Raw genomic sequence first — 26,555 nt, 5'->3', positions numbered from 1 at the left:
CCAGTGGGGTTACATAGGGGTTACCTTTATGTTCTCGGTGGTAGGGAGGATGTCGGCCATGCCAAAGATCAACGTGTATCTACCCGATGAGTTGGCGGAAGCGGTCAGGGAATCCGGCGTGCCGGTCTCGGCGATCTGCCAGCGGGCCCTGGAGCAGGCGGTGCGCCGAGTAACCGCGATCCGGGAGACCACCCTGGGCCACCTGGATCTGGATGACCTGGCCGCGCGGCTGCCACACTTCACGGCTCGGGCCCAAGCCGTACTCCGGCTGGCCCGGGAACGAGCCCAGGCGGAGGGAGTGCCGACCGTCGGGACCGAGCACCTGCTCGGGGGCATCCTGGCCGAGGGTGGCAACGTCGCCCTGCACGTCCTGCGTGCGGTGGAACTCGAACCGGAGCAACTGGAGCGTGACCTCGACCAACTCGCGGTAGCGGCGACGCCGGAGATCGCCGGGGAGCAGTCCGTAGCGGTCAGCGGGGACCGGCCTGCGGCAACCAGTTCGGCAGCCTCCGGGAAGCCGCCCGCGAGCCGGTTCAGCGGGCCGGCAGCCAACGCGTTGGAGTTGACCGTCACCGAGGCCACCGCCCTCGGGCACAACTACGTCGGCTGCGAGCACCTGCTGCTCGGCCTGCTCACCGAGCCCGACGGGACCGCCGGCCAGATGCTGCGCGCTCGGGGCGTGGAGCCCCGACTGACCCGTCGCGCCGTGGCAGCGTGGCTCGCCGGCTACGTCCACCTGCGCACCCAGACACAGCAACCGGGCACCGGGGCGGCCGGGGCGGACCCCGCCAAGGCCATCGGTGCCGTCGTACGTCAGGAACTCCAGCCCCTCATCCAGCGCATCGAACGGATCGAGGGACTCGTCGGTGTGGTGCCAGAGCAGTGAAGGGGCTGGGCGGATGAAGCGTCCACTGGTCGTCGCGTCCCGATGCCGTACCCGGGAGGTGCCGCTGACCGTCCGCCCCGTGGCTGCCCGTCCGCCCCGTGGCTGTCCGTCCGCACGGTCAGCGGATGGCGATGGGGGCGGTGATCGCGTTGGTCAGCCGGATCAGGTCCGCTGGCGCGAGTTGGAGTTGCAACCCGCGCCGACCGGCCGAGACGTAGACGGCCGGAAAGCCCTCGGCGGACGAGTCGACCACGGTCGGCAGCCGTTTACGTTGACCCAGCGGACTGATCCCGCCCCGGACATAGCCGGTGGCCCGCTCCGCCACCGTACGGTCGGCCAGCACCGCACGTTTGCCCCCCACCGAGGCGGCCAGCGCCTTCAGGTCCAACTCACCGGTCACCGGAACGACCGCCACCGTCAGCGCCCCGTCCACCTCGGTCACCAGCGACTTGAACACCCGCTCCGGCGGTACGCCGAGCGCCGCCGCCACCTCCGCGCCGTAGTGCGGTGCGTCAGGTGGTACGTCGTACGGGTGGGTGCTGTGCGGGACCTTCTGTTTCGTCAGCAACGCCGTCGCCGGCGTTCCCTGCCCTGCCATGATCGGACCCTATCCCCGCGCCCGCCGACGACCTACCGAAATGCGGGTGTGACGGGGTGGCCCAGCAGCACCGTCGGCGCTCCGGCCACCCGGGTCAGCACGACGGTGGCGGGGGCGGCCCCGGACAACCGAAGATCCCGACGTAGCTGTTCCGGCTCCAGCGCCGAGCCGCGTTTGAGAATCTCCACCCGGCCGACACCGCGTTCGCGGAGCAGCGCCCGGAGTCGCTTGAGGGAGAACGGCAGCACGTCGGTGATCTCCAGGCAGCGCGCGTACGGGGTCGGCACCGGCTCGTCGGCGTAGACATAGGCGATGCTCGGGTCGCCCAACCCACCATGCACGGTCTCGGCGAACTCCGCGACCAGGTGGGCGCGGACCACCGCCGGGTCCGGGTCGTACAGGTAGCGGCGGACCGGCCCGACCGGCGCGTCGACGGTGCCGGTGCCGGTGAGCTGGCTCGGTTCGCTGCCCGGCTCGCTGCCCGCCGCGCTGCCCGGCTCGCTGGGCAGGGGACCGCCCTTACCGCTCAGCAGGGTGGCACGGCGGGGGGATCCGGCGAGCGGGCCGCACCAGAGGGCAGCCTCCACCAGGTCACCGTCGACGCTGACCCACTCGGCCTCGGCGCCCGGCGGGATCAGGGCATGCTCGATGCCGGGGGCGACCTTGAGCACCGTACGGGGGACCCGCGCGATGAGTCCGGTGATGAAGTCCCACGGTGGGGAGTACGCGTTCGGGTCGAATATCCGGCGTCCGGTGCCGGCCCGCCGCCGGGCCGGATCGCAGAAGACCGCGTCGACCCGACCCACCTCGAAGGCGGTGGCGTCGCCACACTCCACGGTGAATCGGTCGGCCACCCCGGCCGCCTCGGCGTTCGCGGCAGCCATCGCGGCGGTGACCGGGTCGGCTTCCACACCGTACACGCGGATGCCGGCCCGGGCGGCGGCGAGCGCGTCCGCACCCAGCCCGCAGCCGAGGTCGGCGAGGCTCGTCACGCCGGCGGCCCGCAGCCGCGCCGCCCGCCGGTCGGCGACCACGGCCCGGGTGGCCTGCTCCAGGCCGGCTCGGGTGAAGAACATCCCGGCGGCCATCGGGCCGAACTTGGCGGCCGCCCGGCGGCGTAACTCGGCCTGGGTGAGCGCGCCGGCGGCGAGGTCGGCGGGGACGCCGGCCGCGCGCAGGGCGCTGGCGGCGGTGAGCGGGTCGCCGCCGGCCAGTTCGGCCGCCGCGGTCAGGGCACGCGCACCATCGGGGGTACGCAGTGCGGCTAGTTGGTCGAGGTCCACGCCTGCGATTGTGGCTGGCAGCACGGGGCGGACCGGCGGCGCACCCGTCGGGGACGATCGGGGCAGGTAGCGGGGGGTTTGGGTCGGTGCTGCCGACGGGTGAATCGGCGCGACTCGCCGGCGGGAGAGTTGGCACTCTCCTTGACGGAGTGCCAGCCATCGGCCTAACCTGCCGTTAGCACTCTCGAACCGAGGGTGCCAGCTTCGGGCTCCGGTCCGAGGCTTAAACGCCAGGCGGACCGGCACCCGCGACGACGGACCCGCCCGGTGGCATGAGGCAGATGACGCCGTCCGGCACGTACGGCCGGCGCATAGAAACCAAGTACCCCAGGAGGGTATGCCCGTGACTACCGCGACCAAGGTTGCGATCAAGCCGCTTGAGGACCGGATCCTGGTCCAGGCGAATGAGGCTGAGACGACCACGGCGTCGGGCATCGTGATTCCCGACACCGCGAAGGAGAAGCCGCAGGAGGGCACCGTCCTCGCTGTCGGCCCGGGCCGCGTCGACGACAACGGCAACCGGATCCCGGTTGACGTGAAGGTCGGCGACACGGTCATCTACTCGAAGTACGGCGGCACCGAGGTCAAGTACGCCGGCGAGGAGTACCTGGTGCTCTCCGCCCGCGACGTCCTCGCGGTCATCGAGAAGTAATCAACTGATCAGTGACGATGCCCCGGACCGGCTCGCCGGGCCGGGGCATCGACTGTTTGAAGGGATATTCATGGCGAAGATCCTGAGCTTCTCGGACGACGCCCGGCACCTGCTCGAACACGGTGTCAACACGCTCGCCGACACGGTCAAGGTCACCCTCGGCCCGCGCGGGCGCAACGTCGTACTGGACAAGAAGTTCGGCGCCCCCACGATCACCAACGACGGCGTGACCATCGCCAAGGAGATCGAGCTCAGCAACCCGTACGAGAACCTTGGCGCGCAGTTGGTCAAGGAGGTGGCGACGAAGACCAACGACGTCGCCGGCGACGGGACCACCACCGCCACCGTGCTCGCCCAGGCCATGGTCCGCGAGGGCCTGCGCAACGTGACGGCCGGTGCCAACCCGACCAGCCTCAAGCGGGGCATCGACGCGGCGGCCGCGAAGGTCTCCGCGGCGCTGCTCGACAAGGCCGCCAAGGTGGGCAAGCGCGAGTCGATCGCCCAGGTGGCGACGGTATCGGCGCAGGATGCCACCATCGGCGACCTGATCGCCGAGGCGATGGAGCGGGTCGGCCGCGACGGTGTGATCACCGTCGAGGAAGGCTCCACCCTGGCCACCGAGCTGGAGGTCACCGAGGGCCTCCAGTTCGACAAGGGCTTCATCTCGCCGCACTTCGTGACCGACAGCGAGGCCCAGGAGGCGGTGCTCGACGAGCCGTACATCCTGATCACCACGCAGAAGATCTCCTCCATCGAGGAACTGCTGCCGCTGCTGGAGAAGGTGCTCAAGACCAGCAAGCCGCTGCTCATCGTGGCGGAGGACGTCGAGGGTCAGGCGCTGTCCACGTTGACGGTCAACTCGATCCGCAAGACCATCAAGGTCTGCGCGGTGAAGGCCCCCGGCTTCGGTGACCGGCGCAAGGCGATGCTCCAGGACATGGCGATCCTCACCGGCGGTGAGCTGATCGCACCCGAGTTGGGCTACAAGCTCGACGCGGTCACCCTGGAGATGCTCGGCAGCGCCCGGCGCGTCGTGGTCGACAAGGACAACACCACGGTCGTCGACGGCCGGGGTCAGAAGAGCGAGGTGGCCGACCGGGTCGGCCAGATCCGCAAGGAGATCGAGGCTTCGGACTCCGACTGGGACCGGGAGAAGCTGGCCGAGCGGCTGGCGAAGCTCTCCGGTGGCATCGCGGTCATCAAGGCCGGTGCGGCGACCGAGGTCGAGATGAAGGAGCGCAAGCACCGCATCGAGGACGCCATCGCCGCGACCAAGGCCGCGGTCGAGGAGGGTACGGTGCCCGGCGGTGGGGCCGCCCTCGCGCAGATCGCCTCGGTGCTCGACGACGGCATCGGGCTCACCGGTGACGAGAAGATCGGCGTGTCGATCGTCCGCAAGGCACTGGTCGAGCCGTTGCGCTGGATTGCCCAGAACGCCGGGCACGACGGCTACGTGGTGGTGCAGAAGGTAGCCTCCAGCCCCTGGGGCAAGGGCCTCGACGCCGCCACCGGCGAGTACGTCAAGCTGGCCAAGGCCGGCATCGTCGACCCGGTGAAGGTGACCCGTAACGCGGTCGTCAACGCCGCGTCGATCGCCGGACTGCTGCTCACCACAGAGAGCCTGATCGTGGAGAAGCCGGAGAAGCCGGTCGCCGCAGCGGCGGGTGGGCACGGCCACAGCCACGGCCACGGGCACCAGCACGGCCCGGGTTTCTGACCCGAGGTACGAGCTTCTGACCCGAGGTACGAGCAAGACCGGATCCGCGTAATCGGAAACGGGCTCCGGCACGCGCTGGCGTGTCCGGAGCCCCTGATCACGCGGATCCGTTCGATCGTGGGATCGCCCTGGTCAGGCGGATCGCTCCTGTAGTTGCCGTTGCACCGGGATCGTGGCCTTGTGGGGCCTGCCCAGTCGTGCCTCCAGCCGGGCGATGTCCACCCGGCTACGCCGCCGGTCGGCGAGATCCTCCCAGCCCATGGCGAGCAACCGGAGTCGTTCCGATTCGCTGAACCCGCCCCAGACGCCGTACGGCTCCCGCACGGCGAGCGCGTGCGCGGCGCACTCGGCGCGTACCGGGCAGGTCACACAGACCGTCTTCGCGTTTGTCTCCCGGCGGTTGCGGGAGGCGCCCCGCTCGCCGTCCGGGTGGAAGAACTGGGCGCTGTCCCGGCCCCGACAGGCACCGAGCCGCTGCCACTCCCACAGGTCAACGATGGGTCCGGGCAGTCTGCGTACGTCCGACATCAGCACCTTCCTTCGACGGTGAGCGCGGGACCCCGGCGACCCGAGGTCGGGATGCCGGGACGGCGGCCCGCGCGGGGCGCGTACCGACTTCCTGGCTGGTCCGGCGACACTTTCCTGGCTGGCCTTCGCGTTACCCAGTACGCCGCCGGCTCACACGTCTCCGCCGGGAACCCGCGCAGCCGCCCAAGAAAACGATGCCAGCAACCGGTGCATCTACTGACGAATCGGCTGAAAACTGGCTGATGTGCGCAAAGGCCGAAAATTCTGTCGTTCATCGCGCGGAAACTCGTCATGATCAAAGCCTGCCGTGGTCTCCTCCTTGAGGAGAGGAGAGCACCGTGCGTACAGTTCTCGTCTGCGTCCGGACATCGCTCGCGGCGCAGAATGTCGCTTCCGCCGCCGCCCGGCTCGGGTTGGCCGCCGCTGTCCGTACCGCAGTGTCTGATCCCGAGGTGATGCTGCGGCTCGCCGAGCGACCACCTGACGTGGTCCTGGCCGACACCGCCCTCACCCGGCCGGACAGTGTGGGGTTCACCCGACGCGTCCTGGCCCGGGCTCCCGGAGCAGCGATTCTGCTGTTCGGCACGGAAGAGCCAGGGGTGGCCTCGGCCGCCATCGCCGCCGGGGCGCGGGGCCTGATCCAGGGCGGGGACCATGACCTGGTCAGCGTGGTGGCCAAGGCCATCATGCTGCTCGCCGCCCGGGGCCGGGCCATCCGCGGGACCGGCCGGGACGGGGCCGCGCTGCCCACCGTCGCCGGGGCGGCGGTGCCGGGCGAACTCGCCAACCCGGCGGCCCGGGCCCGCACCACCGGCCAGCGTCCGGATGCCGCCCGGCGTCTGAGCGGGGACGAGCGTCTGGACGCCGGCCGATCCGTTGCCGAGCAGCGCCCGGACGCCGGCCAGCGGCCCGGCACCGAACAGCGGCCAGGGGCCGTGGCCTGGGTGGTGGCCCGCCCGGGGGCGATCGGTTCGGAAACCGGTACACCGCCGCGCGGCGGTGCCGTCCCGCCCGTCGGCACCGATCCGGCGAACGTTCATCTGCCCGGGCGGGCCGGCCCGCCGGTGGGGGCGGGGGCCGGGTCGGTGGGCAAGGCCGGCGGCGGTCAACCGGGGGTGCCCGGAGTCGTACCGGTCCAGCGGGGTGACGACCCCGGCAGTGACGGTGAACACCCGGCAGAAGTCGGTCCGTCGTCGGCCGGGGCGGCGGAACCCCAGGCCACCGCTGCCGATGGCCGGTCCGGCGCCGCCCGTGTCGGGAAGAACCCCGCCGCCGGTGATGTCGGCCGGTCCGAGCAGGGTACGCCTGCCGCTCGGCACCTGGTGCTGACCGAGCGCGAGATGCAGGTGTTGCTGGGGATGGCCGACGGTAAGAGCAACGCGGAGATCGGCCGGGAACTCTACGTCTCGGAGGACACCGTGAAGACGCACGCCCGTCGACTGTTCCGCAAGCTCGGGGCCCGGGATCGGGCGCACGCGGTGGCGGCGGGTTTCCGGGCCGGACTGGTCGCCTGACCGTCGGTGGCCCGCGGTGCCTTGGTGCCGGCACACCGGAAGTCTCGGATCAGCTCTCGCCGTCGTCGGTGCCCTCGGCCAGGGTGTCGTGTACGCCGTCGGCGTAGCCGCGGGCGTACTCCCAGCTCACATAGTGGTCCGGGTCCGGATCAAAGGCCGGCTCGTGCACTCGGGGGCGGCCCGAGTTGAGCAGATGCCGGAGATTGCCGCGCAGCAGATCCCAGTCGAAGTAGTGTGGCTCTCGGCAGTCCTCGCACTCGATCACCAGTCCACGGATGCCGGATGGACCCAGCAGCGCCTGGTAGACCTCCAGGTCGGCGAGGTCCTCCAGTACGTCCTGCCGCTCGCTCTCGGTCAGTGGTTCGAGCGGGGCGTCGCCGACGGCGTCGTCCAAGCCCGCTGACGGATCGGCGGGGTCGCCGTTGAACGGATCGATCGGCTCGTCGTGCACCCCCCCACCGTAGTCGTAACCCCGGCTGGTGTGCGTACCCGTCGGTCGGGTGCCCGTGGCGTCGGAGCCAGCCCCACCGGTCGGCGGGCCTTGCCGCCCGCCGACGCGCCCCAGCTCACTGGGTACGATGAACCATCGCGTCGCCCGCTCCGGCCGGGCGATGATCCACTACGGCACGTGATGCCGTCGTTCCGACCAGCTCAGGGGAGAAATCGTGGACAATCTGCCGACCAACGATCTTCCGGCGGGTCTGGTCGACACCGATGCGTACGCCGCCGACCTGGCTGCGGCGCAACCCCTGACGGTGCCGCTCGGCCTGACCTTCGACGACGTGCTGTTGCAGCCGGGCGAGTCGGACATCGTGCCGAGCAAGGTCAACACGATCACCCGACTGACCCGCAACGTCACGCTCAGCCTTCCGCTGCTCTCCAGCGCCATGGACACGGTGACCGAGGCCCGGATGGCGATCGCGATGGCCCGTCAGGGCGGCATCGGTGTGCTGCACCGCAACCTCTCGGTCGAGGACCAGGCGATGCAGGTCGACCTGGTGAAGCGTTCCGAGTCCGGGATGATCACCAACCCGGTTACCTGCAACCCGGACGACACCCTGCGTGAGGTGGACGCGCTCTGCGGTCGATACCGCATCTCCGGAGTGCCGGTGGTCGACGCCGACGGGGCCCTGGTGGGCATCGTCACCAACCGGGACATGCGCTTCGTCTCCGACGGCGACACCCCGGTCCGGGAGATCATGACCCGGATGCCGCTGATCACCGCGCGGGAGGGGGTCTCCAAGGCGGAGGCGCTCACCCTGCTGCGTCAGCACAAGGTCGAGAAGCTGCCCCTGGTCGACGCCGCCGGTCGGCTCCGGGGCCTGATCACCGTCAAGGACTTCACCAAGAGCGAGCAGTTCCCCGACGCCACCAAGGACGCCGCCGGCCGACTGCGCGTCGCCGCCGCGATCGGCGTGGGTGACGACGCCTACAAGCGGGCCCGCACGCTGATCGACGCCGGAGTGGACGTGCTGATCGTCGACACCGCCCACGGTCACCAACGCGCGGTGCTCGACATGGTCCGCACCCTGAAGAAGGACGCCACGATCGACATCGTGGGCGGCAACATCGCCACCTACGCCGGGGCGAAGGCGCTGGTCGACGCGGGGGCCGACGGCGTCAAGGTCGGTGTCGGACCGGGTGCCATCTGCACCACCCGGGTGGTCGCCGGGGTGGGCGTGCCGCAGATCACCGCGATCATGGAGGCCGCCCGGGCCTGCCGTCCGGCCGGTGTGCCGGTCATCGCCGACGGCGGTATCCAGTACTCGGGCGACATCGCCAAGGCGATGGTGGCCGGTGCCGACTCGGTGATGCTGGGCAGTCTGCTCGCCGGCTGCGAGGAGAGCCCCGGTGAGCTGATCTTCATCAACGGTAAGCAGTTCAAGGCGTACCGGGGGATGGGTTCGCTGGGCGCGATGCAGTCGCGGGGCCAGGCCCGGTCGTACTCCAAGGACCGCTACTTCCAGCAGGACGTGACCAGTGACGAGAAGCTGGTCCCCGAGGGCGTGGAGGGCCAGGTGCCCTACCGGGGCCCGCTGTCCCGGGTGGCCCACCAGCTGGTCGGCGGGTTGCGGCTGGCGATGGGGTACGCCGGCGCGGAGAGCATTCCCGAGCTGCACCGACGCGGTCAGCTCATCCGGATCACGGCGGCCGGGCTCAAGGAGAGCCACCCGCACGACATCCAGATGACCGTCGAGGCACCCAACTACCACACCCGCTGAACCACTGCCCCCCTCACACCTGGAGTGACTCATGCGTGACGTGGTAGAGATCGGGCTGGGGAAGACCGCGCAACGCGGCTACCACCTGGACGATGTCGCGATCGTGCCGAGCCGCCGGACCCGGGACGTGGACGACGTCTCCACGGCCTGGCAGCTCGACGCGTACCCGTTCGGAATCCCCTGCGTCGGGCATCCCTCCGACGCGACGATGAGCCCGGCCTCGGCCGTACGGCTGGGCCAGCTCGGCGGGCTCGGGGTGCTCAACGTCGAGGGTCTCTGGACCCGCTACGAGGACCCGACCAAGATCCTGGAGGAGCTGGCGGCCCTGCCCGAGGAGGCCCCGGCCACCCGTCGGTTGCAGGAGGTGTACGCCGAGCCGATCCGGCCCGAGCTGATCACCGAGCGGGTACGTCAGCTTCGCGAGGGCGGCGGCACGGTCGCCGTACGGGTCTCCCCGCAGCACACCCTCGCGCTCGCCCCGGTGATCCTCGACGCCGGGGTCGACATCCTGGTGATCCAGGGCACGATCGTCTCCGCCGAGCACGTCTCCACCACCGACGAGCCGCTCAACCTCAAGGAGTTCATCGCCGACCTGGACCTGCCGGTCATCGCCGGTGGGTGTACCGACTACAAGACGGCGCTGCACCTGATGCGGACCGGTGCGGCCGGCGTGATCGTCGGCCTGGGCGGCGACGAGTGGTCCACCACCGAGTCGGTACTCGGCATCCGGGTGCCGATGGCCACCGCCATTGCCGACGCGGCGGCGGCCCGGCGTGACTATCTCGACGAGACCGGTGGCCGCTACGTGCACCTGATCGCCGACGGCGACCTGCGTACCTCCGGCGACATCGCCAAGGCGCTGGGCTGTGGTGCCGACGCGGTGATGCTCGGCGAGCCGCTGTCGCTCTGCGAGGAGGCCCCGGCGGGCGGTGCCTGGTGGCACCCGGCCGCTAGCCACCCGAAGCTGCCCCGGGGTGCCTTCGGCACCGCCGACCAGCCGCTCGGGTCGATGGAGAAGCTGCTCTACGGCCCGGCCGACGAGCCGGACGGCCAGCTCAACCTCTTCGGCGGGCTGCGCCGGGCGATGGCCAAGTGTGGCTACCGCGACCTGAAGGAGTTCCAGAAGGTGGGGCTCGTCCTTGACCGCTGACGTCCGTTCCCGGCCGGCAGCCCGTCGTTCGCGTCAGCGAGAGCGGGTCGCCGGCCGTCGGCGTCTTCGGCCGTCGGTGTCTGGGGTCGGGACGTCCGGATGGACTGACGCAGCGCGTGCTCAAATCACCGGCCCGCCGCCTGTCCGAATCTTTCAAGATCCAACAGACGGATCCGCCTAGTGTTGGGTGTCATGCCCACCGACATCGCTGCTGCCGAACGGTTCATCCACGACACCGCCCGTCTGCTGGACCGGCACCGACTCGCGGTGCTTCTTCACGGTGCCCCGGTCGAACCGGTGCGCACGGCACTACGCGCCTATCAGAACCCCGACCACGGCTTCGGCCATGCTCTGGAACCCGACGTCCGGGATCCCGCGAGCCAGCCGACTGCCACGCTGCACGCGCTCGAGGTGCTCGCCGAGGTCGACGCCCTGGATGATTCCATGGTGATCCAGGCGGCGAACTGGGCCGCCCGCAACGCCCGTCCGGACGGGGCGCTGCCCTTCGTCCTGCCCACTGCGGCCGACCATCCGCACGCACCCTGGATGACACCGAACCCGGACGGTTCGTTCATCACGTTCGGGGTCGCGTCCATCCTGACCCGAGCCGGCGTCCAGACCCCCTGGCTCGACGTCGCAAGGTCCTGGTGCTGGTCCCGGATCGATCGCCCGGACCAGCTCGACGCCTACTGGGTCAAGTTCGCTCTCGACTTCCTCGACCACGAACCGGACGAGGATCGCGCCCGTGCGGCCATCGCATCGCTCCGGCCCAAGATTGGGAACGACGGCACCATCCCCGTCCCCGGTGGCACCGAGGACGAGCGCCTCACCGCGCTCGTGCTTTCGCCACGGCCGCACCTGCGCAGCCGGGCCCTGTTTGCACCGGAGCACATCGACGCGGAGTTGGACCGGCTTGAGACTGACCAACTGGCGGACGGCGGCTGGATGTTCGACTGGCTCGACTGGTCCCCGGGACAGCGTGTGGAGTGGCGGGGCAGTGTCACGCTGCGCGCCCTCGCCACCCTCGCGGCACACGGACGCGCCAGATGATCACGTGATGTCGGCGTGGACGGCGTCGTTCATCGGGTCTGGGTGGGCGGCTCGTACAGTGCCCGGCGAAGCCCGGTGGAACGAATCGAGTCGATCATGACGAGGCCGATGCTGACGGTGGTGAGCAGGCCCAGTGCCCAGAGCGCAGGCAGGGGCATCGTTGCCGGCGTCAGGGTCGCCACGAGCAGTGCCCCGCCCACGCGCACCCAACGCACCGGACGTTGGATACGCCACCAGAACAGTTGGTCGGCGAGAAGATAGACGACCACTCCACCGAAGAGGGTGACGTGCCCCAAGGGCGTCGATCCCGCGTCGGGCCGGTCCGCCACCAGTGCCAGGGTGGTGCGCAGACCGTAGGCCAACGACACCAACCCGACGACCATGGGCAGGTGTAGGTAGGTGTAGGCGTCTCGGGCCAGCGCCCACTGGGCCAGGCCGGTCCGGGTCTCGATGATCCGCTGTCCGAGGATGGCATCGATGCCGAAGTACACCCACCAGAGGGTGGACAACATGAGGACGCTGAGCGTGATGGCGATGGTGACCGGCCCGGAGATCGGCTGATCGGCCACGGCCAGTCCCGTCGAGATGACGACCTCGCCGAACGCGATGAGGATGATCAGGGCGTACCGCTCGGTCCAGTGCTCGACCGAGCGGATCTGCCAGTTGGTGCGTCCGACCAGGTAACCTCCACCGAGTTCCACGAGGGCGGCCGTGACCCAGAGGACCGTCCCGATCGGACTGATCGAGGCGGGCTCGTCTGCCGGCGGAAAGGCCAGTACGGAGTAGAGCAGCAGGGCCACGGCCACTGCCGCCGGGACGGCGGCCCGCAACACCTTTCTGCGTAACCCCGGATTCCGCCGTGCGACCAGCCAGAACGAGCTGATGTGCAGGATGCGGAGCAGCAGGTAGCAGGTCACCACGATGAGCGGACCGGGTAGCCCGCCCGAGACGTGGCTGAACGCCTGCGGGATGGCGAGCCCGAGCACCAGGGTCAGCGCCACGATGACCAGCACCGCCAGCCGTACCGGGCCGGACTCGCTCCGTACCGCGCTGCCCAACCAGGCGTAGTGACACCACACCCACCACAACAGAGCGAGGACCGTCAACCCGTGGACCAACCCGACCACGGATGGTTGCCGGGCCATGAGGACTATGACCTGGATGAACGTGTATACGAACACCAGGTCGAAGAAGAGTTCCTTGGGCGTGATGTCGGTGCCCTGGATCTCCGTAGGCGTGATCACTTCGTGTAGTGAGCGGTGCCGGCGGCGGAAGACGGTGCGGTCGGCCACCACCAGGCTGGTGGTGGCCGCCGCCAGCAGCGCCAGGGCACCCAACACGGGCAGGCGGATGGCGAGTGGGAGCAGAGCGGAGACCAGAACGATGCCGAGCAACGGACTACGCCCGGCCAGGCGGATGGAACGCCACTCAAGGGCGAACAGCCCGAGCAGGTAGAGACCGACCCCGCTGTAGAGGATGACCGTGCTCAACGCGTCCCAGTCGTGTGCGGTGGTGCCCTCGGTCGCGCTCAGGCCATGCTTGAAGCCGAGCGAAAGCAGGATGAGGCCACCGATCATCGGCAGGTGCAGCAGAACGTAGGCGTCGCGACCCAACAGTGATCTGGCGACTCCAGACGCCTGTTCCAGCGCCTGCTCGACGGCGGGTCTGGCGATGTCGAAGTAGGTCCACCACAGCACGGCCACGATGACGATGGCCAGCAGTGAGCCGCCAATGACCGACCAGGTGATCGGCGGATCCCCGACCAGACCGCGACTGGTACCGATCGAGATGATCGTCTCGCCCAGCGCGATCAGCATGATCAGGCTGTGCCGTTCGGCCCAGTGTCGCGTCGAGACGACCTGCCAACTGCCCGCACCAACGTTCCACGTGCTGATGTAGTCGACGACAGTGGCAGCCAGGAAGAGTGCCAGCCGGATCTGCTCTCGGTTGCTGCTCGGGGGCAGGTGCGCGGGCAGCAGGGCGGCGAGCAGCAGCAACGACGCGCTGCCTGCCACTGGCGTCCAGGCCCGTAGGAGGGACCCACGCCTATGCATGCTGTCCCGCTGCGCCTCCGTCGCGAGCACCAGTACGACCAGGCGCACCAGTAGGAAACTGATGGCGAAGACGAGCGGACCAGGCAGGCCGCCGGGCTGGTCGGTGAACGCCTCCGGGATGGCAATGCTGATCAGTAGGATCGCCGTGGTCAGCATGACCATGATCGGTGGTAGTAGACCGCGATCCAGTTGGATGACGTTGCCGAGCCAGGCGCATGAGATCCAGCACCGCCAGAGCAGCAGCACCACCAACGCCCCCTGAAGCAGACCGCGGGGATTCAGGTTTTCCGACATCAGGTTGGTGACGTTGAGGAAGGCGTACACGAAGACCAGGTCGAGGAAGAGCTCCAACCGGGTCACGCCGCCGCCACCGGTGGCAAGCTGGATCTGCGTGGCGATCCTGGCACGGATCGGCCTGCGGGGCATCGCCGATCCGCTGCTGGTCATCCAATCACTCTGTCAACGCCGCTGGCGGATGGCGGACGATCCGGCAAGCCGAGGGATCTTCGGTGCCGGCGGGGCGACGGTCAGTCGCCGAGCAGTCGGCCGACCCGGGACAGCGTCTCGCGGATGTTGGGCTTCGTGGCCGTCGCCACTGCCTCCGGGACGGACAGCCAGCGCAGTTCCGCCGTCGGGTTCTCCAGCCGGATCGCGTCCGGTGTGTCGGTGGCGAGCACGAACCGCAGGTCGGCATGCTCGTGGGCCGGCTCGGTGGCGTTCGGTGCGACCGGCACGACGACGACGTGGACGATCGGCGCGGCGTCCCTGGCGTCCCTGGCGTCCCTGGCGTCCCGGGCGTCCCGGGTGGGCCAGGGGGTGAGGTCGGTGAGGCCGGTCTCCTCCTGCCCCTCCCTGAGGGCGACGACCATCGGGTCCGTCTCGCCCTGGTCGGCGTGCCCGCCGACCAGCAGCCAGGCCTGCTGGCGTACGTGCCAGCGCAGCAGCACCCGACGGGTCGGTGGATGCACGATCGCCGCCGACACGGTCAAATGCAGTGGCGTCGACCGGTGCCACGGATCGTCGGCCGACGACAGCAGCGAGCGGACCCGCTCGACGTCGTCGGTCTCCGCAGCCGTCTCGGATCGATGGCGGGACAGGGCATCGACCAGCGGAGACATCAACTCGCTGCCGGGCATCGTCGAACTCCTTCGTCCGTACCGCTGTCGGGATCACGGTAGTGGCGCGGAGGCGAGACACCCAATGAATACTCTGGTCCTGCCCCGCCCCGGCGTACCACGACGCGCGGAGGTGCGGTGGGCGAGAGCGTGGGGAGGACAATGAGCAGGTCCAGGCGTACGGCGATCGCCGCGCTGCTGGTGTCGGTGCTTGCGGTGGCCGGCTGCACCGGTGGTCGGGGTTCCACCGACCCGACCGCGCGGCCCGACCCCACCGGCTCAAGCTCCTCGTCCGCTGCCGACGGGATCGGTGACCCCTACTTTCCCTCGTACGGCAACGGTGGCTACGACGTGGCGAGCTATGCGCTGAAGGTGCGCTACGACCCGGCCAGCGACGTGCTGACCGGGGTCGCCACCATCGCCGCGACCGCCACCGAGGCGCTGTCCCGGTTCAACCTCGACCTGGCCGGCCTCACCGTCGAGTCGGTCGAGGTGGACGGTGCCAAGGCCGGCAACGAGCGCCGGGACAACGAACTCGTCGTCATCCCCGGCCAGCCGATCGCCAAGGACCAACGGTTCACCGTCAAGGTCGACTACGGTGGCAAGCCCCGTCCGATCACCAACCCGGCGCTCGGGTCGAACGGCTTCAGCGATACCCCGGACGGGGCGATCGCCCTCGGTCAGCCCGAATCGGCCAGCACCTGGTTCCCGGTCAACGACCACCCCTCGGACAAGGCCACCTACGAGATCGAGGCCACCGTGCCGGCGGGGCTCAGCGCACTGAGCAACGGGATACCGCTCGGGGTCGACACCGCCGACGGGTGGAGCACGTGGCGGTGGGCCGAGCGGGTGCCGATGGCCAGTTACCTGACCACCCTGGTGATCGGTGACTACCGGGTGGTCACCGGTACGCACGGCGGTAAGCCGATGGTGACCGCGGTCGCGTCGAGCCTGCCCAAGGGGGGTGCCGCCGAGCAGGCGATGGCCCGCACCGGGGAGGTGGCCGACTTCCTGGTCAGCCAGTTCGGGCCGTACCCGTTCCAGGCGTACGGCGGGATCGTGGTCGACGACGACCGGATCCGGTACGCCCTGGAGACCCAGTCCCGGCCGGTCTACGGCTCGGTGTTCTTCCGTGGCGGCCCCGAACTGGGCGTGGTCGCCCACGAACTGGCCCACCAGTGGTTCGGCGACAGTGTCTCGCTGCGCCGGTGGAGCGACATGTGGCTCAACGAGGGCTTCGCCAGCTACGCCGAGTGGCTCTGGGAGGAGCATGCCGGTGGCCGCTCGGTGCAGCAGAACTTCACCACCGAGTACGCCAACACGGACTGGGCGCGACCGGCGCTCGACCCCGGTCCGACGGAGCTGTTCGGCCGGGCGGTCTACAAGCGGGGTGCGCTCGTGGTGCACGCACTGCGGCTCACCGTCGGCGACGAGGCGTTCTTCCGGATCCTCAAGACCTGGACGGCGGAGAAGCGTGACGGCATCGTGACCACCGACGACTTCTTCACCGTTGCCGAACGGGTGGCGGGTAAACCGCTTCGTCCCGTGCTGGGCACCTGGCTGTCCGGGACCAGCGCGCCGCCCGTACCGGGTGGGTAGACACGCTCCTACCCGCCGGTAATATCGCTGCTCATGCGCTTCGACGTGGTGGTCATCGGCTCCGGCTTCGGCGGCAGCGTGGCCGCGCTGCGGGCCGCCGAGAAGGGCTACTCGGTCGCGGTGATCGAAGCCGGTCGCCGGTTCACCGACGACGAGTTCCCGAAGACGTCGTGGCGGCTCCGGCGCTTCCTCTGGGCGCCGAAGCTGGGCTGCCACGGCATCCAGCGGATCACCCTGCTGCGCTCGGCCACCCGGCGGGAGGCGGGGGTGTTGGTGCTCTCCGGAGCCGGGGTCGGTGGTGGCTCCCTCGTCTACGGCAACACCCTCTACGAACCGCTGCCCGATTTCTACGCCGACCCACAGTGGCGGGACATCACCGACTGGCAGGCCGAACTCGCCCCGCACTACGCGCGGGCGAAACGGATGCTCGGCGTCACCACGTACCCGGTGCAGACCAGCGCGGACCGGGCGATGCGGGCGGTGGCCGACCAGATGGGGGTCGGGCACACCGTCCGCCCCACCCCGGTGGGGGTGTACCTCGGTCGGCCCGGGGAACAGGTCGCCGACCCCTACTTCGGTGGCCTCGGTCCGGACCGCACCGGCTGCACCCACTGCGGATCATGCATGACCGGATGCCGGGTCGGGGCCAAGAACACCCTGGTGAAGAACTACCTGTGGTTGGCTGAGGAGCGTGGCGCGCAGGTGGTCCCATCGACCACCGTGACGAGCGTACGGCCCGCAGCGGACGGGGCCGGCTACGAGATCGAGACGGTACGCACCGGCACCTGGCTGCCCGTCCGCCAGCGGACCTTCCGCGCCAACCAGGTCGTCTTCGCCGCCGGGGCGCTCGGCACCCAGCGGCTGTTGCACAAGCTGCGCGCTACCGGCGCGCTGCCGAAGCTCTCGCCCCGGGTCGGCGCGCTGACCCGGACCAACTCCGAGGCGATCCTCGGTGCGGCCGTGCCGCGACCGGCCGCCCGCCGCCGGGGTGTGGACTTCACCGACGGGGTGGCCATCACCAGTTCCTTCCACCCCGACGCGCAGACCCACATCGAGCCCGTCCGGTACGGTCCCGGTGCCAACCTGATGGGACTGCTCCAGACCGCACTTGTGGACGGTGGACCCCGCCGGTTCCGGCGCTGGCTGGGCACCCTGGTCCGGTCCCCGTTGACCTACCTGCGGCTGCTCTCCGTGCGGGACTGGTCCCGGCGTACCATCATCGCCCTGGTCATGCAGTCGGCCGACAACTCGCTGATCACGCACTACCGCCGGGGTTGGTTCGGTCGGCGGCGGCTGGTCACCAGCCAGGGGCACGGCACGCCCAACCCGACCTGGATTCCGCCGGGCAACGAGGCGGTACGGCGACTCGCCGACGAGATCGGCGGGATCCCCGGCGGATCGATCTCCGAGCCGTTCAACGTGCCGATGACCGCGCACATCCTCGGCGGGGCGGCGATCGGCCGGTCGGCCGAGGACGGGGTGGTCGACGCGTACCACCGGGTGTTCGGCTACCCGGGGCTGCACGTGCTGGACGGGGCGGCGGTGTCGGCGAACCTCGGCGTCAACCCGTCCCTGACCATCACCGCCCAGGCCGAGCGGGCGATGTCGTTCTGGCCCAATCGGGGTGACCCGGACCCTCGGCCGGCCCCCGACGGGCCGTATGCCCGTATCGCCCCGGTGGCACCGCACACCCCACTCGGGTGTTAGGAGGCCCCTTCCTATCGCCTTCCGCCTTGGCAGGGGCCCCTGCCTGCCCCTCATGGGGGTCTAGCGCGGTACGACGAGCGTCGGATTGGCCGCCAGGAAGTCCGCGACCCGACCGGCGCGCAACTCGGCGATGAACCGTCGGCTGACGTCGTCGAGTTGCTCGCCCAGATAGCCGCTGCCGTCACTCACCGAGTGTCCGGGCAACTCGACCAGGGTCATCGCCTCGACCGACAGCCCACTGAGCGCGAACGCGAAGTCGACCACGCGTCGGCCGTTTCCCTGGAAGGTGAAGCCGCTGCCGACGGCGTTCATCACCTGGTCGAGCCGGGCGGGGTCGCGGGTCAGGTCCTGGCTGAGGATCTTTCGGGTGACGGCCTTGACAAGTTGCTGATGGTGGCGCTGGCGGGAGTAGTCGCCGCCGTTGATGTAGCGCTGTCGCGCATAGTCCAGCGCCTGCCAGCCGGTCAGGTGACGCTGGCCCTTCTCGTAGACCATCTGCGGGCCGACGTAGCCGCCCGGTCCGCTGGCTCGGTGGGTGCCGTCCGGTCGACGGTGCCGGGACACCACCCGCTGGTCGATGTAGAGGTCCACGCCGCCGACCGCGTCCACCAGGTTGTCGAAGCCGCCGAAGGTGAGCACGCCACCGGCGTCGAGCCGGTTGATCCCGGTGTACCGGCTGACGGTGGTGGCGAGCAGTTCGAAACCCTGGGCCGTGTTGGGTGGCCTGCGGCCGGCCGGGTCCCGGCTGCCGTAGCTCATCGCGTGGGTGAGTTTTGTCCGTGCCCCGGAGAAGCCGGCCTTGGGGAAGGCCGGGATGTCCACCACCAGGTCGCGGGGGAGGGAGAAGAGGTACGCCCGGTCCAGTCCCTTCGGGATGTGCATGACGAGTACGGCGTCGCCGTGCGGTTCCCAGCTCGGTTCACTGACCCGGGTGTCGACGCCGACGAGGAGGAGGTTGAGCGGTCCGGTGATGCCGGCACCGGGCTCCGGGGTGGGGCTGGCTGATGGAGTCGACCGCCCAGATGTGGTCGAGGCGGTGGTATCGGTGGACGGCTGGCCGTCGTCGCTGCCGGAGAGGAGCGCACTGGTCGCGTACGCGGTGCCAGCCAGCAGTGCGACGACCGTGACGATCACCGCGAGCTGTCGGCTGCGGGCCCGTCTGTTGGGTTGCCACCGGTGGCTGTGGCCCGGCCGATCCTGCCCGGTGTCTGTCATCCTTCGACCCTTTCCCGTGGCACTACTTGCGGCCTGCGCCGCCCAGCGTGGTCTGTCATCGGCTGGCCGCATCGCCGCTTTTGCGGGTCCGGGCACATGCTGGGGGTTCTCTGTGTAGAGAACGCGGCTACCCCTACAAGGAGTTACGAGTACGGGGGTAAGTGGCCCTTCCTGACATCACCGACCTATTCCCCGGGTCGCGCCACCGGTGAGGTGTGGCACAGCCGCGAGCGGGTGCCCCCATCACGCTCGGTACGCTTTCTCCATGAGCACTCCGCGCCCCGTCCTCGTGATCGACTTCGGAGCCCAGTACGCCCAGCTCATCGCGCGACGCGTACGCGAGGCGAGGGTCTACTCGGAGATCGTGCCGCACTCGATGCCGGTCGCCGAGATGCTGGCGAAGGATCCGGCGGCGATCATCCTCTCCGGCGGCCCGGCCAGCGTCTACGCGCCTGGCGCACCGCAGGTGGATGCGGCCCTGTTCGAGGCCGGCGTACCGGTTTTCGGTATCTGCTACGGCTTCCAGGCGATGGCCCAGGCGCTGGGCGGCACGGTGGCACACACCGGTAACCGGGAGTTCGGCGGTACGCCGCTGCGGCCCCGGGCGGAGGCCGGCGTGCTGCTGCGCGAACTTCCCGCCGAGCTGCCGGTCTGGATGAGCCACGGTGACTGTGTGACCGAAGCGCCCGCCGGGTTTACCGTGACCGCCGAGTCGGTCGGGGCACCCGTGGCGGCGTTCGAGGATCTCGCCGGCCGCCGGGCCGGGGTGCAGTTCCACCCCGAGGTGGGGCACACCGCGCACGGGCAGGAGATGCTGACCCGCTTCCTCTACGACATCGCCGGGATCGAGCCGACCTGGACGCCGGCGAACATCATCGAGGAGCAGGTGGCCGAGATCCGGTCCCGGGTCGGCGACAAGGAAGTCATCTGCGGCCTCTCCGGCGGGGTGGACTCGGCGGTGGCCGCCGCGCTGGTGCACAAGGCGGTCGGTGACCAGCTCACCTGCGTCTTCGTCGACCACGGGCTGCTGCGGGCCGGTGAGGCCGAGCAGGTGGAGAAGGACTACGTCGCGGCGACCGGGATCAAGCTGAAGGTGGTCGACGCGCAGGACCGGTTCCTCGGCGAGTTGGCCGGCGTGACCGATCCGGAGCAGAAGCGGAAGATCATCGGACGGGAGTTCATCCGGGTCTTCGAGGCCGCCGCCCGCGAGGTCGCCGCCGCCGGTGATGTGGAGTTCCTGGTCCAGGGCACGCTCTACCCGGACGTGGTCGAGTCCGGCGGGGGGACCGGAACCGCCAACATCAAGTCCCACCACAATGTCGGCGGTCTGCCGGACGATCTCCAGTTCTCGTTGATCGAGCCGCTGCGCACCCTCTTCAAGGACGAGGTCCGGGCTCTCGGGATCGAGCTTGGCCTGCCCGAGGCGATGGTCTGGCGGCAGCCGTTCCCCGGCCCGGGTCTGGCCATCCGGATCATCGGTGCGGTCGACCGCGAGCGTCTCGACCTGCTGCGCGCCGCCGACCTGATCGCCCGGCAGGAGCTGACCGCCGCCGGCCTCGACCGGGACGTGTGGCAGTTCCCGGTGGTGCTGCTGGCCGATGTGCGCAGCGTGGGTGTACAGGGCGATGGCCGCACCTACGGGCATCCGGTGGTGCTGCGTCCGGTCTCCAGCGAGGATGCCATGACGGCCGACTGGTCGCGGCTGCCCTACGACCTTCTCGCCCGGATCTCCACCCGGATCACGAATGAGGTGGCCGAGGTCAACCGGGTGGTGCTGGACGTGACCAGCAAGCCGCCGGGCACCATCGAGTGGGAGTGATCCCACCGGTCCGGGTCACGCGGTAGGCGGCGCGCTCGGCGGCTGTCGGTGCGCCGGGTCGGACTGCCACGGGGGCGCATCCGCCGTTGCCGGCTGGGGCCAGGTGGCTTGGCCAGCCGGTGCCGGGTGCGGCCAGGTAGCTTCCCCTGCCGGGTGCGGCCAGGCGGGAGCGTCGGCCGGCTCCTCCGGCATGACGAACCACATGATCGGGTACGCCAGCAGCGCGAGGCCGCCGGTGAGCACCGTGGCTACGGCGAAGATCACCCGGACCAGGGTGGGGTCGACGTTGAAGTAGCGGCCCACTCCGCTGGCCACCCCGGCCACCATGCGGTCGGTGACGGGGCGGCGGAGCTGCCGGTACGGGGGCTGGTGTGGGGCACTCTGTGTCATGTCTCCACGGTCCGCGTCCGGCTCGACGACTGCCTCGGTGACCGCCCGGAGTCCGACCCTGATCGCCCCCTGATTGGCGGCGGGGTTAGGAAGAGCCCCTTCCTATCGCTTTTGTTTTGGCAGGGTCCTTCCTGGCGGCGCATGTCAACCTTCTGTCGCCAGTTTCCCGATCGACTGTCAGGAATCCGACTCTTCTCGTGGTCGGCTTGGCTGGCGCGGGGAGAATTCCGCCCTGTGACAGCAGCACTAGAGCCACTTCGCAAGATCGCGGCATATGCAGTTTGTACCGATTCGGCGGACCGGGTGCTACTGGTTCGCGCCTCCTCGCGGTCCGGCACCCCCGGCATCTGGTCGCTGCCCGGCGGTGCGGTCGACCACGGCGAGGACCCCAACCACACCGTGGTACGTGAGACCGCCGCCGAGACCGGGCTCTCCGTCACCGTCTCCGGTCTCCGGGACGTCCTGGCCGACATGCGGGCGCTGCCGGAACGCGGCATCACCCTGCACACCGATCGGCTGCTCTACAACGTCTTCGTACGGGGTGGGACCATCTGCGAGCGGGTGGACCAGCCGACCGACCTGGTCCAGTGGTGCACCCTCGACGAGGCGAAAGGACTGCCGCTACGCCCGTTCACGGCTCGGGCGTTGGGCCTGCCGCCCGGTTCGATCGACCTCTGCCCCGAGGAGGCGCCGGACTTTCCGTCCTTCTACGCGGTGCCCGGTCCGGACGGGCTGCACCGGGCGCAGCGCTTCGCGGCGTACGCCGTGGCCACCGACCCGGACGGCCGGGTGCTGCTGACCCGGGTCTCCGACGGCTACCCCGGTGCGGGGTGCTGGCACCTGCCCGGCGGCGGTACGGACTACGGCGAGCAGCCGGGCACGGCGCTGATCCGGGAACTGGTCGAGGAGACCGGCCAGCGGGGCCGGCTGGTCGAGTTGCTCGGCGTGGCCAGTCACCGGGACGCTGCCTCGCTGGGCCCCGAGGGATACCCGATCGATTGGCACGGCGTACGCGCCTTCTATCGGGTGGTGGTCGACTCGCCGGTGCCCCCGATGGTGTACGACGTGGGCGGCTCCACCTGCGAGGCGCGCTGGTTCGGCCCGGACGAGTTGGGGGCGCTGCCCGCAGAGCGGCTCACCGAGGTGACCGCGGAGGCGGTGCAGGCCGCCCGCCTGGCCTGAGGCACCCAGTTCGGTACCCAGTCCGATGCCCTGCCCTGCCCCGCCTCGATGACCCGTCCATCCCGGGTCGATCATGAAGGTTGTCGGATAGAGCATCCTCCGCCGACGATAAGTTCATGATCGACGGAGCGTGGACCGCCGATGGAGCATGGGCCGGGGGCAGGAAACGTGGGACAGCGACGGGGAGCGGTTGGTGACCGAACAGCGGCGGAGGATTGCGGCGTACGGCCTGTGTCGGGACGGAGACCGGGTGCTGCTTGCCCGAGCGGCCCGGACCGTGGCCTTTCCCGGTAGGTGGCAGCTTCCCGGCGGTGGGGTCGACCACGGAGAGCATCCGGCGACCACGGTGGTACGCGAGTTCGGCGAGGAGACCGGCCTCGAAGTCGAGGTGAGCGGGCTGCGGAACGTCGTCGCTGACGTGATTCGACTGCCGTACCAGGACAGCCTCGTGGTGCACACCGACCGGGTGATATACGACGTCACCCCGATTGGCGGGACGTTGCGCCACGAACGGGAGGGTACGACCGATCGGATCGCCTGGGTGGGGCCGCTTGAGTTGCCGGGGCTGTCACTGATGCCGTTCACGGCGCAGCTGCTCGGCGTACCTGTCGTTCCCCTGCCGGAGGCCGACCTGGCCGGGTCCCCGCCGGCCGGGCTGCCGCCCGGTCGGCGACAGCGGTTCGCCGCGTACGGCCTGGCCACCGACCCCGCCGATCGGGTGCTGCTGTCACTGATCGCACCCGGGTATCCAGGGGCGGGGCGGTGGCATCTTCCCGGCGGTGGTACAGATCACGGTGAGCAGCCGGAGGCGGCGTTGCTGCGGGAACTCGTGGAGGAGTCCGGTCAGCTTGGTCGGGTCACCGACCTGCTCAGCGTCTCGCACCGGTACAGCCCGGCTGAGCTGGGGCCAGAGGGCGTGCCAATCGACTGGCACGGTGTCCGGGCGGTCTACCGGGTGGCGGTCGACGTACCCACCGAGCCGAAGGTGACCGAGGCGGCGGGTGGCTCCACCGCGCGGGCGGCATGGTTTTCGGTCCGTGATGCGTTGAACCTTCCGTTGACCGAGGTCACAGTGGCTGCATTGGGGCAACTGGGCAGCAAGTAGACACGTGACTGATCGATATAGATGTCCCGGGTAAAATCTGTGAAGAGGCTGAGCCGGGGTTGAGGGGTTAGCTACGTCGGTTTAGGCCCTCTGGGTGGTTCGGGCGCTTTGTGGAAGGATGTCCAATCGCTGACTATCGCCAACGCACAACGTTTGTGCGATGGTGTAGGCCGCAAAACAGGTTGCCGGTCACCTTTCAGGGCTGGCACGACGAGCCGGATGGCCTTCGCGAAGGTGGAGGTGACCGATCCGGTGATGGAGGAGAACGTGCCGAGGACCCCTTGGCGTCGGCGTCGTACCACGGACAGCCCGCGCCCGGCAGGTCGGCGCTGGGCCGGGCAACTACGTCGGGGTGGAACCTTCGCCCGGCAGGTGCTCCTGGTCCGGGTCGGTCGTCGCAATCAGGAATCGGACGGCGTGCCCGACGAGATGCTGCCCGAGCGCTTCCACCACTCCGGTGGTCGCTGGTCGGCCGATTCGTACCGGGTCGACCGACTGACCGAAGCGGAGATCGAGGCTGTCATGCCGGTCAGTCCGGCGGTGGGATCCGTCAGCCCGGTGCCGGAGGAGACCGCCCCCGGCGCGACCATCCCGCTGCTTCCCGGTGAGCGTACCGTCGCCCGCCGGATCAAGTTCGCGGTGGTGAACGCCTGCACCGTGGCCAGCCTGATGCTCGGCCTCTTCGCCATCTTCCTGGCGATGCACGGCAACGTCCGCATGGCGGCCGCCTGCCTGATCGCCTGTGTGGTCTTCGACGGCCTCGACGGGGCACTGGCCCGCAAACTGGGAGTGGCGAGTCCATTCGGGGCCCAGATGGACTCGCTGGCCGACATGTGCTCGTTCGGCCTCGCCGCACCCGTGGTCGTCTACGCGTCGCTGGCTGGCTCGGTGTCGACCGCTGCCGCCGCGGTCGCCGCCGCTCTGGTAGCCGCCTGCGCCGCGATCCGACTCGCTCGCTTCAACGTCTCGCCCAAGGACGGCCGGTTCTTCTGCGGCGTCCCGACCACGATGGCCGCAGCGGTGCTCGCGATCACCGTGCTGATCGGGCTTCCGGTACCGGGCAAGGCCGTGGTCGCGGGGGTGGGCCTGTTGGCCTTCGCGATGGTCTCCAGCTTCCCGTACGCCAAGCTGGCCCGGCTGATCAAGCTGCCGCCGTGGCTCTGGCTGGCCCCGGTGATCGGTGCCCTGGTCGACATCCGGCTCACCTTCGCGCTGGTGGTCGTGGGTTACCTGGTCAGCGGCCCGCTGCTCTGGCTGCGTCAGCGTGCCACCGTGCACGGCCCAGGCCGCGCGGCGTAACCAGCCGACGGACCGGCCAGTCGGCCGACGAGCAACCGAGTAACGGACGGCCAGTCGGCCGACGAACAACCGAGTAACGGACGGCCAGTCGGCCGACGAACAACGAGCAATGAGCGGCCGAGTAAAAGGGCGGCTCCCGGAACTCCGGGAGCCGCCCTTTCGTCATCGTCGTCGGCTGATCATCGGCCGGTGGTCAGCGCCAACGGGCGATCACGGACGAGCCACCGACGACTCGGTCGCCGGGCCCCACCAGCGGGTCCGCCGCGTCGGCGGGTAGGTAGACGTCGGTGCGCGAGCCGAACCGGATCAGCCCGAACCGTTCGCCCCGGGCCAGCAGCGCCCCGACCGGCGTGCGGTGCACGATCCGTCGGGCGATCAGCCCGGTACGCTGCGCCACCACCACCGTGCCGTGGTCGGTTTCCAGGGTCGTGTACGCGGCCACGTTGTGTTCCGCGTCCGGCTTCATCGCTGCCGCGAAGCCGCCGTCGGCGACGAAGTAGTCCACCACCTTGCCGGCGACCGGTGCCCGGTTGACGTGGACGTCCAGGACGGAGAGGAAGACCGCGATCCGGAGGAACTCGCCGTCACCGAAGCGTTCGTCGTGCAGCCGCTGCACCGACAGCACCTTGCCGTCCGCGGCGGCGACCACCGCTGACGCGTCGTCGGGCACGTCCCGCTCCGGGTCCCGGAAGAACGCCGCCACCGGTGCGGCGGCCAGCGCCGGCAACAGCCAGAGCTTGGACTTCGGCCGGACGACCCGGGTCAGGGCGGCCACACCCAGGGCGATGCCGGCTGCCGCGACCCCGTTGGAGTCGATGTGCATGGTGCGGGTCAACGGCACGCTCGACGGCCGGAAGGCCGGTGCGAGTCGGGCTGCCGTCGCCACGGCGGCCGGGGTGTACCGCAGCCGATACACCCGTACCGGGGGCTGGTTGAGCAGGACCAGATCGGTGCCCACGCCGAACAGCGCACCCTGCCGGTCGAGTTCAGCGGCGGCCCCCGGAGTGCGTCCCGGCACGGCGGGTACCGCCACCGAGAGCACCGCCCCTTCGGTCAGGTACTTGGCGAGCCCTTCCACGGTGGCCCGCGCCTCCTCGGCGGTACCGGTCAACGGTTCGGCGGCCACCACCACGTCCGCCGCGTCCGCCTCGGCCAGGGTGTCGACGACGCGTACCCGGTCAGCGACCCACTGTCCCTGGGCCGTGACGTGTGCGCGGAGGCCCGCTGCGGCCAGCGGGTCCGTCGGTACGACGGTGACCGCGTCGCCGGGCAGCAGGGTGTCGAACACCGAGGCCAGCACCGAGGAATCCACGGTGACCCCGACCAACAGGGCGGACTTCGGGGCCTGGTGCCGGGCGAGTTCGGCGATGAGGGTACGGGCGGCGCGCTCGCCGAGGCGCACCGGACCGGGTGCCCCGGTGGTGTGCGTGGCGGGGGACTGCGTCATGTCGGGCGGGCTCCTCGCGAGGT

General features: G+C 70.1%; 21 protein-coding genes and 1 pseudogene. 13 read left to right on the top strand and 9 right to left on the bottom strand.

Annotation, left to right across the window (positions count from 1 at the left end; translation table 11 throughout):
* The first annotated feature begins 58 nt into the window (after positions 1-58).
* Positions 59-886 (top strand): Clp protease N-terminal domain-containing protein, encoded by an 828-nt coding sequence (locus FHR38_RS09330; protein ID WP_184534301.1) that lies wholly within the window; start codon positions 59-61, stop codon positions 884-886.
* Between the two features lie 118 nt (positions 887-1,004).
* Here the strand turns inward: FHR38_RS09330 and ybaK are convergent, their stop codons facing one another.
* Together ybaK and FHR38_RS09320 are read right to left on the bottom strand one after the other, a co-directional pair.
* Entirely contained in the window at positions 1,005-1,484 is a 480-nt protein-coding gene (gene ybaK / locus FHR38_RS09325) for a Cys-tRNA(Pro) deacylase (RefSeq protein ID WP_184534300.1), read from the bottom strand.
* A 32-nt stretch (positions 1,485-1,516) separates the two neighbouring features.
* Positions 1,517-2,767, bottom strand: a complete 1,251-nt coding sequence (locus tag FHR38_RS09320) for a class I SAM-dependent methyltransferase (protein WP_184534299.1) — start codon at positions 2,765-2,767, stop codon at positions 1,517-1,519.
* Positions 2,768-3,110: 343 nt separating this feature from the next.
* Between FHR38_RS09320 and groES the strand changes: the two genes are divergently transcribed.
* Complete coding sequence (groES, locus tag FHR38_RS09315) at positions 3,111-3,419, top strand: co-chaperone GroES (RefSeq protein ID WP_512698621.1); 309 nt, start codon at positions 3,111-3,113, stop codon at positions 3,417-3,419.
* A gap of 70 nt (positions 3,420-3,489) precedes the next feature.
* The gene (gene groL, locus FHR38_RS09310) at positions 3,490-5,136 is read left to right on the top strand and encodes a chaperonin GroEL (RefSeq protein WP_184534297.1); all 1,647 of its coding nucleotides are present in this window, start codon (positions 3,490-3,492) and stop codon (positions 5,134-5,136) included.
* Between the two features lie 132 nt (positions 5,137-5,268).
* Here groL and FHR38_RS09305 read toward each other — a convergent pair whose 3' ends face one another.
* Entirely contained in the window at positions 5,269-5,664 is a 396-nt protein-coding gene (locus FHR38_RS09305) for a WhiB family transcriptional regulator (protein WP_184534296.1), read from the bottom strand.
* Positions 5,665-6,989: 1,325 nt separating this feature from the next.
* Here FHR38_RS09305 and FHR38_RS33545 point away from each other — a divergent pair.
* Positions 6,990-7,178 (top strand): annotated as a pseudogene (locus FHR38_RS33545) (response regulator transcription factor); the annotation flags it as partial.
* Between the two features lie 49 nt (positions 7,179-7,227).
* Here the strand turns inward: FHR38_RS33545 and FHR38_RS09290 are convergent.
* Positions 7,228-7,629 carry a DUF5319 domain-containing protein gene (locus tag FHR38_RS09290; protein WP_184534295.1) on the bottom strand — a complete coding sequence of 134 codons (402 nt, stop codon included), beginning with the start codon at positions 7,627-7,629 and terminating at the stop codon, positions 7,228-7,230.
* A gap of 214 nt (positions 7,630-7,843) precedes the next feature.
* Here FHR38_RS09290 and guaB point away from each other — a divergent pair, with 214 nt between their 5' ends.
* The 3 genes from guaB to FHR38_RS09275 all read left to right on the top strand — a co-directional run bounded on the left by guaB (position 7,844) and on the right by FHR38_RS09275 (position 11,600).
* A complete protein-coding gene (gene guaB, locus FHR38_RS09285) occupies positions 7,844-9,400 on the top strand; it encodes an IMP dehydrogenase (protein ID WP_446685669.1) in 1,557 nt (518 codons plus the stop codon).
* A gap of 31 nt (positions 9,401-9,431) precedes the next feature.
* Positions 9,432-10,550, top strand: coding sequence for a GuaB3 family IMP dehydrogenase-related protein (locus tag FHR38_RS09280; protein ID WP_184534294.1), 1,119 nt, complete (start codon positions 9,432-9,434; stop codon positions 10,548-10,550).
* Between the two features lie 192 nt (positions 10,551-10,742).
* A complete protein-coding gene (locus FHR38_RS09275) occupies positions 10,743-11,600 on the top strand; it encodes a hypothetical protein (RefSeq protein WP_184534293.1) in 858 nt (285 codons plus the stop codon).
* 29 nt (positions 11,601-11,629) lie between these two features.
* Here FHR38_RS09275 and FHR38_RS09270 read toward each other — a convergent pair whose 3' ends face one another.
* Together FHR38_RS09270 and FHR38_RS09265 are read right to left on the bottom strand one after the other, a co-directional pair.
* A complete protein-coding gene (locus tag FHR38_RS09270) occupies positions 11,630-14,101 on the bottom strand; it encodes a low temperature requirement protein A (RefSeq protein WP_184534292.1) in 2,472 nt (823 codons plus the stop codon).
* Between the two features lie 80 nt (positions 14,102-14,181).
* Positions 14,182-14,790 carry an NUDIX domain-containing protein gene (locus tag FHR38_RS09265; protein WP_246446394.1) on the bottom strand — a complete coding sequence of 203 codons (609 nt, stop codon included), beginning with the start codon at positions 14,788-14,790 and terminating at the stop codon, positions 14,182-14,184.
* A gap of 141 nt (positions 14,791-14,931) precedes the next feature.
* On the opposite strand from FHR38_RS09265, the gene FHR38_RS09260 reads away from it, so the two are divergent.
* Together FHR38_RS09260 and FHR38_RS09255 are read left to right on the top strand one after the other, a co-directional pair.
* Entirely contained in the window at positions 14,932-16,368 is a 1,437-nt protein-coding gene (locus tag FHR38_RS09260) for a M1 family metallopeptidase (protein WP_184534291.1), read from the top strand.
* A gap of 33 nt (positions 16,369-16,401) precedes the next feature.
* On the top strand, positions 16,402-18,075 hold the full coding sequence (locus FHR38_RS09255; RefSeq protein WP_184534290.1) for an FAD-dependent oxidoreductase: 1,674 nt from the start codon (positions 16,402-16,404) through the stop codon (positions 18,073-18,075).
* A gap of 60 nt (positions 18,076-18,135) precedes the next feature.
* On the opposite strand, the gene FHR38_RS09250 is transcribed toward FHR38_RS09255, so the two are convergent.
* Positions 18,136-19,290 carry an LCP family protein gene (locus FHR38_RS09250; protein ID WP_184534289.1) on the bottom strand — a complete coding sequence of 385 codons (1,155 nt, stop codon included), beginning with the start codon at positions 19,288-19,290 and terminating at the stop codon, positions 18,136-18,138.
* 265 nt (positions 19,291-19,555) lie between these two features.
* On the opposite strand from FHR38_RS09250, the gene guaA reads away from it, so the two are divergent.
* Positions 19,556-21,109 carry a glutamine-hydrolyzing GMP synthase gene (guaA, locus tag FHR38_RS09245; RefSeq protein ID WP_184534288.1) on the top strand — a complete coding sequence of 518 codons (1,554 nt, stop codon included), beginning with the start codon at positions 19,556-19,558 and terminating at the stop codon, positions 21,107-21,109.
* A gap of 15 nt (positions 21,110-21,124) precedes the next feature.
* Here the strand turns inward: guaA and FHR38_RS09240 are convergent, their stop codons facing one another.
* The gene (locus tag FHR38_RS09240; RefSeq protein WP_184534287.1) at positions 21,125-21,499 is read right to left on the bottom strand and encodes a PspC domain-containing protein; all 375 of its coding nucleotides are present in this window, start codon (positions 21,497-21,499) and stop codon (positions 21,125-21,127) included.
* 234 nt (positions 21,500-21,733) lie between these two features.
* Between FHR38_RS09240 and FHR38_RS09235 the strand changes: the two genes are divergently transcribed.
* The 3 genes from FHR38_RS09235 (at position 21,734) to FHR38_RS09225 (ending at position 25,085) form a co-directional block, all read left to right on the top strand.
* On the top strand, positions 21,734-22,681 hold the full coding sequence (locus FHR38_RS09235) for an NUDIX domain-containing protein (RefSeq protein WP_184534286.1): 948 nt from the start codon (positions 21,734-21,736) through the stop codon (positions 22,679-22,681).
* Positions 22,682-22,829: 148 nt separating this feature from the next.
* The gene (locus FHR38_RS09230) at positions 22,830-23,786 is read left to right on the top strand and encodes an NUDIX hydrolase (protein WP_184539434.1); all 957 of its coding nucleotides are present in this window, start codon (positions 22,830-22,832) and stop codon (positions 23,784-23,786) included.
* Positions 23,787-24,053: 267 nt separating this feature from the next.
* Positions 24,054-25,085: a CDP-alcohol phosphatidyltransferase family protein gene (locus tag FHR38_RS09225; RefSeq protein ID WP_312882534.1), complete on the top strand. Its 1,032-nt coding sequence runs from the start codon at positions 24,054-24,056 to the stop codon at positions 25,083-25,085.
* Between the two features lie 193 nt (positions 25,086-25,278).
* Here FHR38_RS09225 and FHR38_RS09220 read toward each other — a convergent pair whose 3' ends face one another.
* Positions 25,279-26,532: a phosphatidylserine decarboxylase gene (locus tag FHR38_RS09220; RefSeq protein ID WP_184534285.1), complete on the bottom strand. Its 1,254-nt coding sequence runs from the start codon at positions 26,530-26,532 to the stop codon at positions 25,279-25,281.
* Positions 26,533-26,555 lie beyond the last annotated feature (23 nt).

The organism is Micromonospora polyrhachis (genome assembly GCF_014203835.1).
Classification (GTDB): domain Bacteria; phylum Actinomycetota; class Actinomycetes; order Mycobacteriales; family Micromonosporaceae; genus Micromonospora_H; species Micromonospora_H polyrhachis.
Note: the sequence above shows the minus strand (reverse complement) of the source record. Positions and strands in the feature narration are given on the sequence as shown.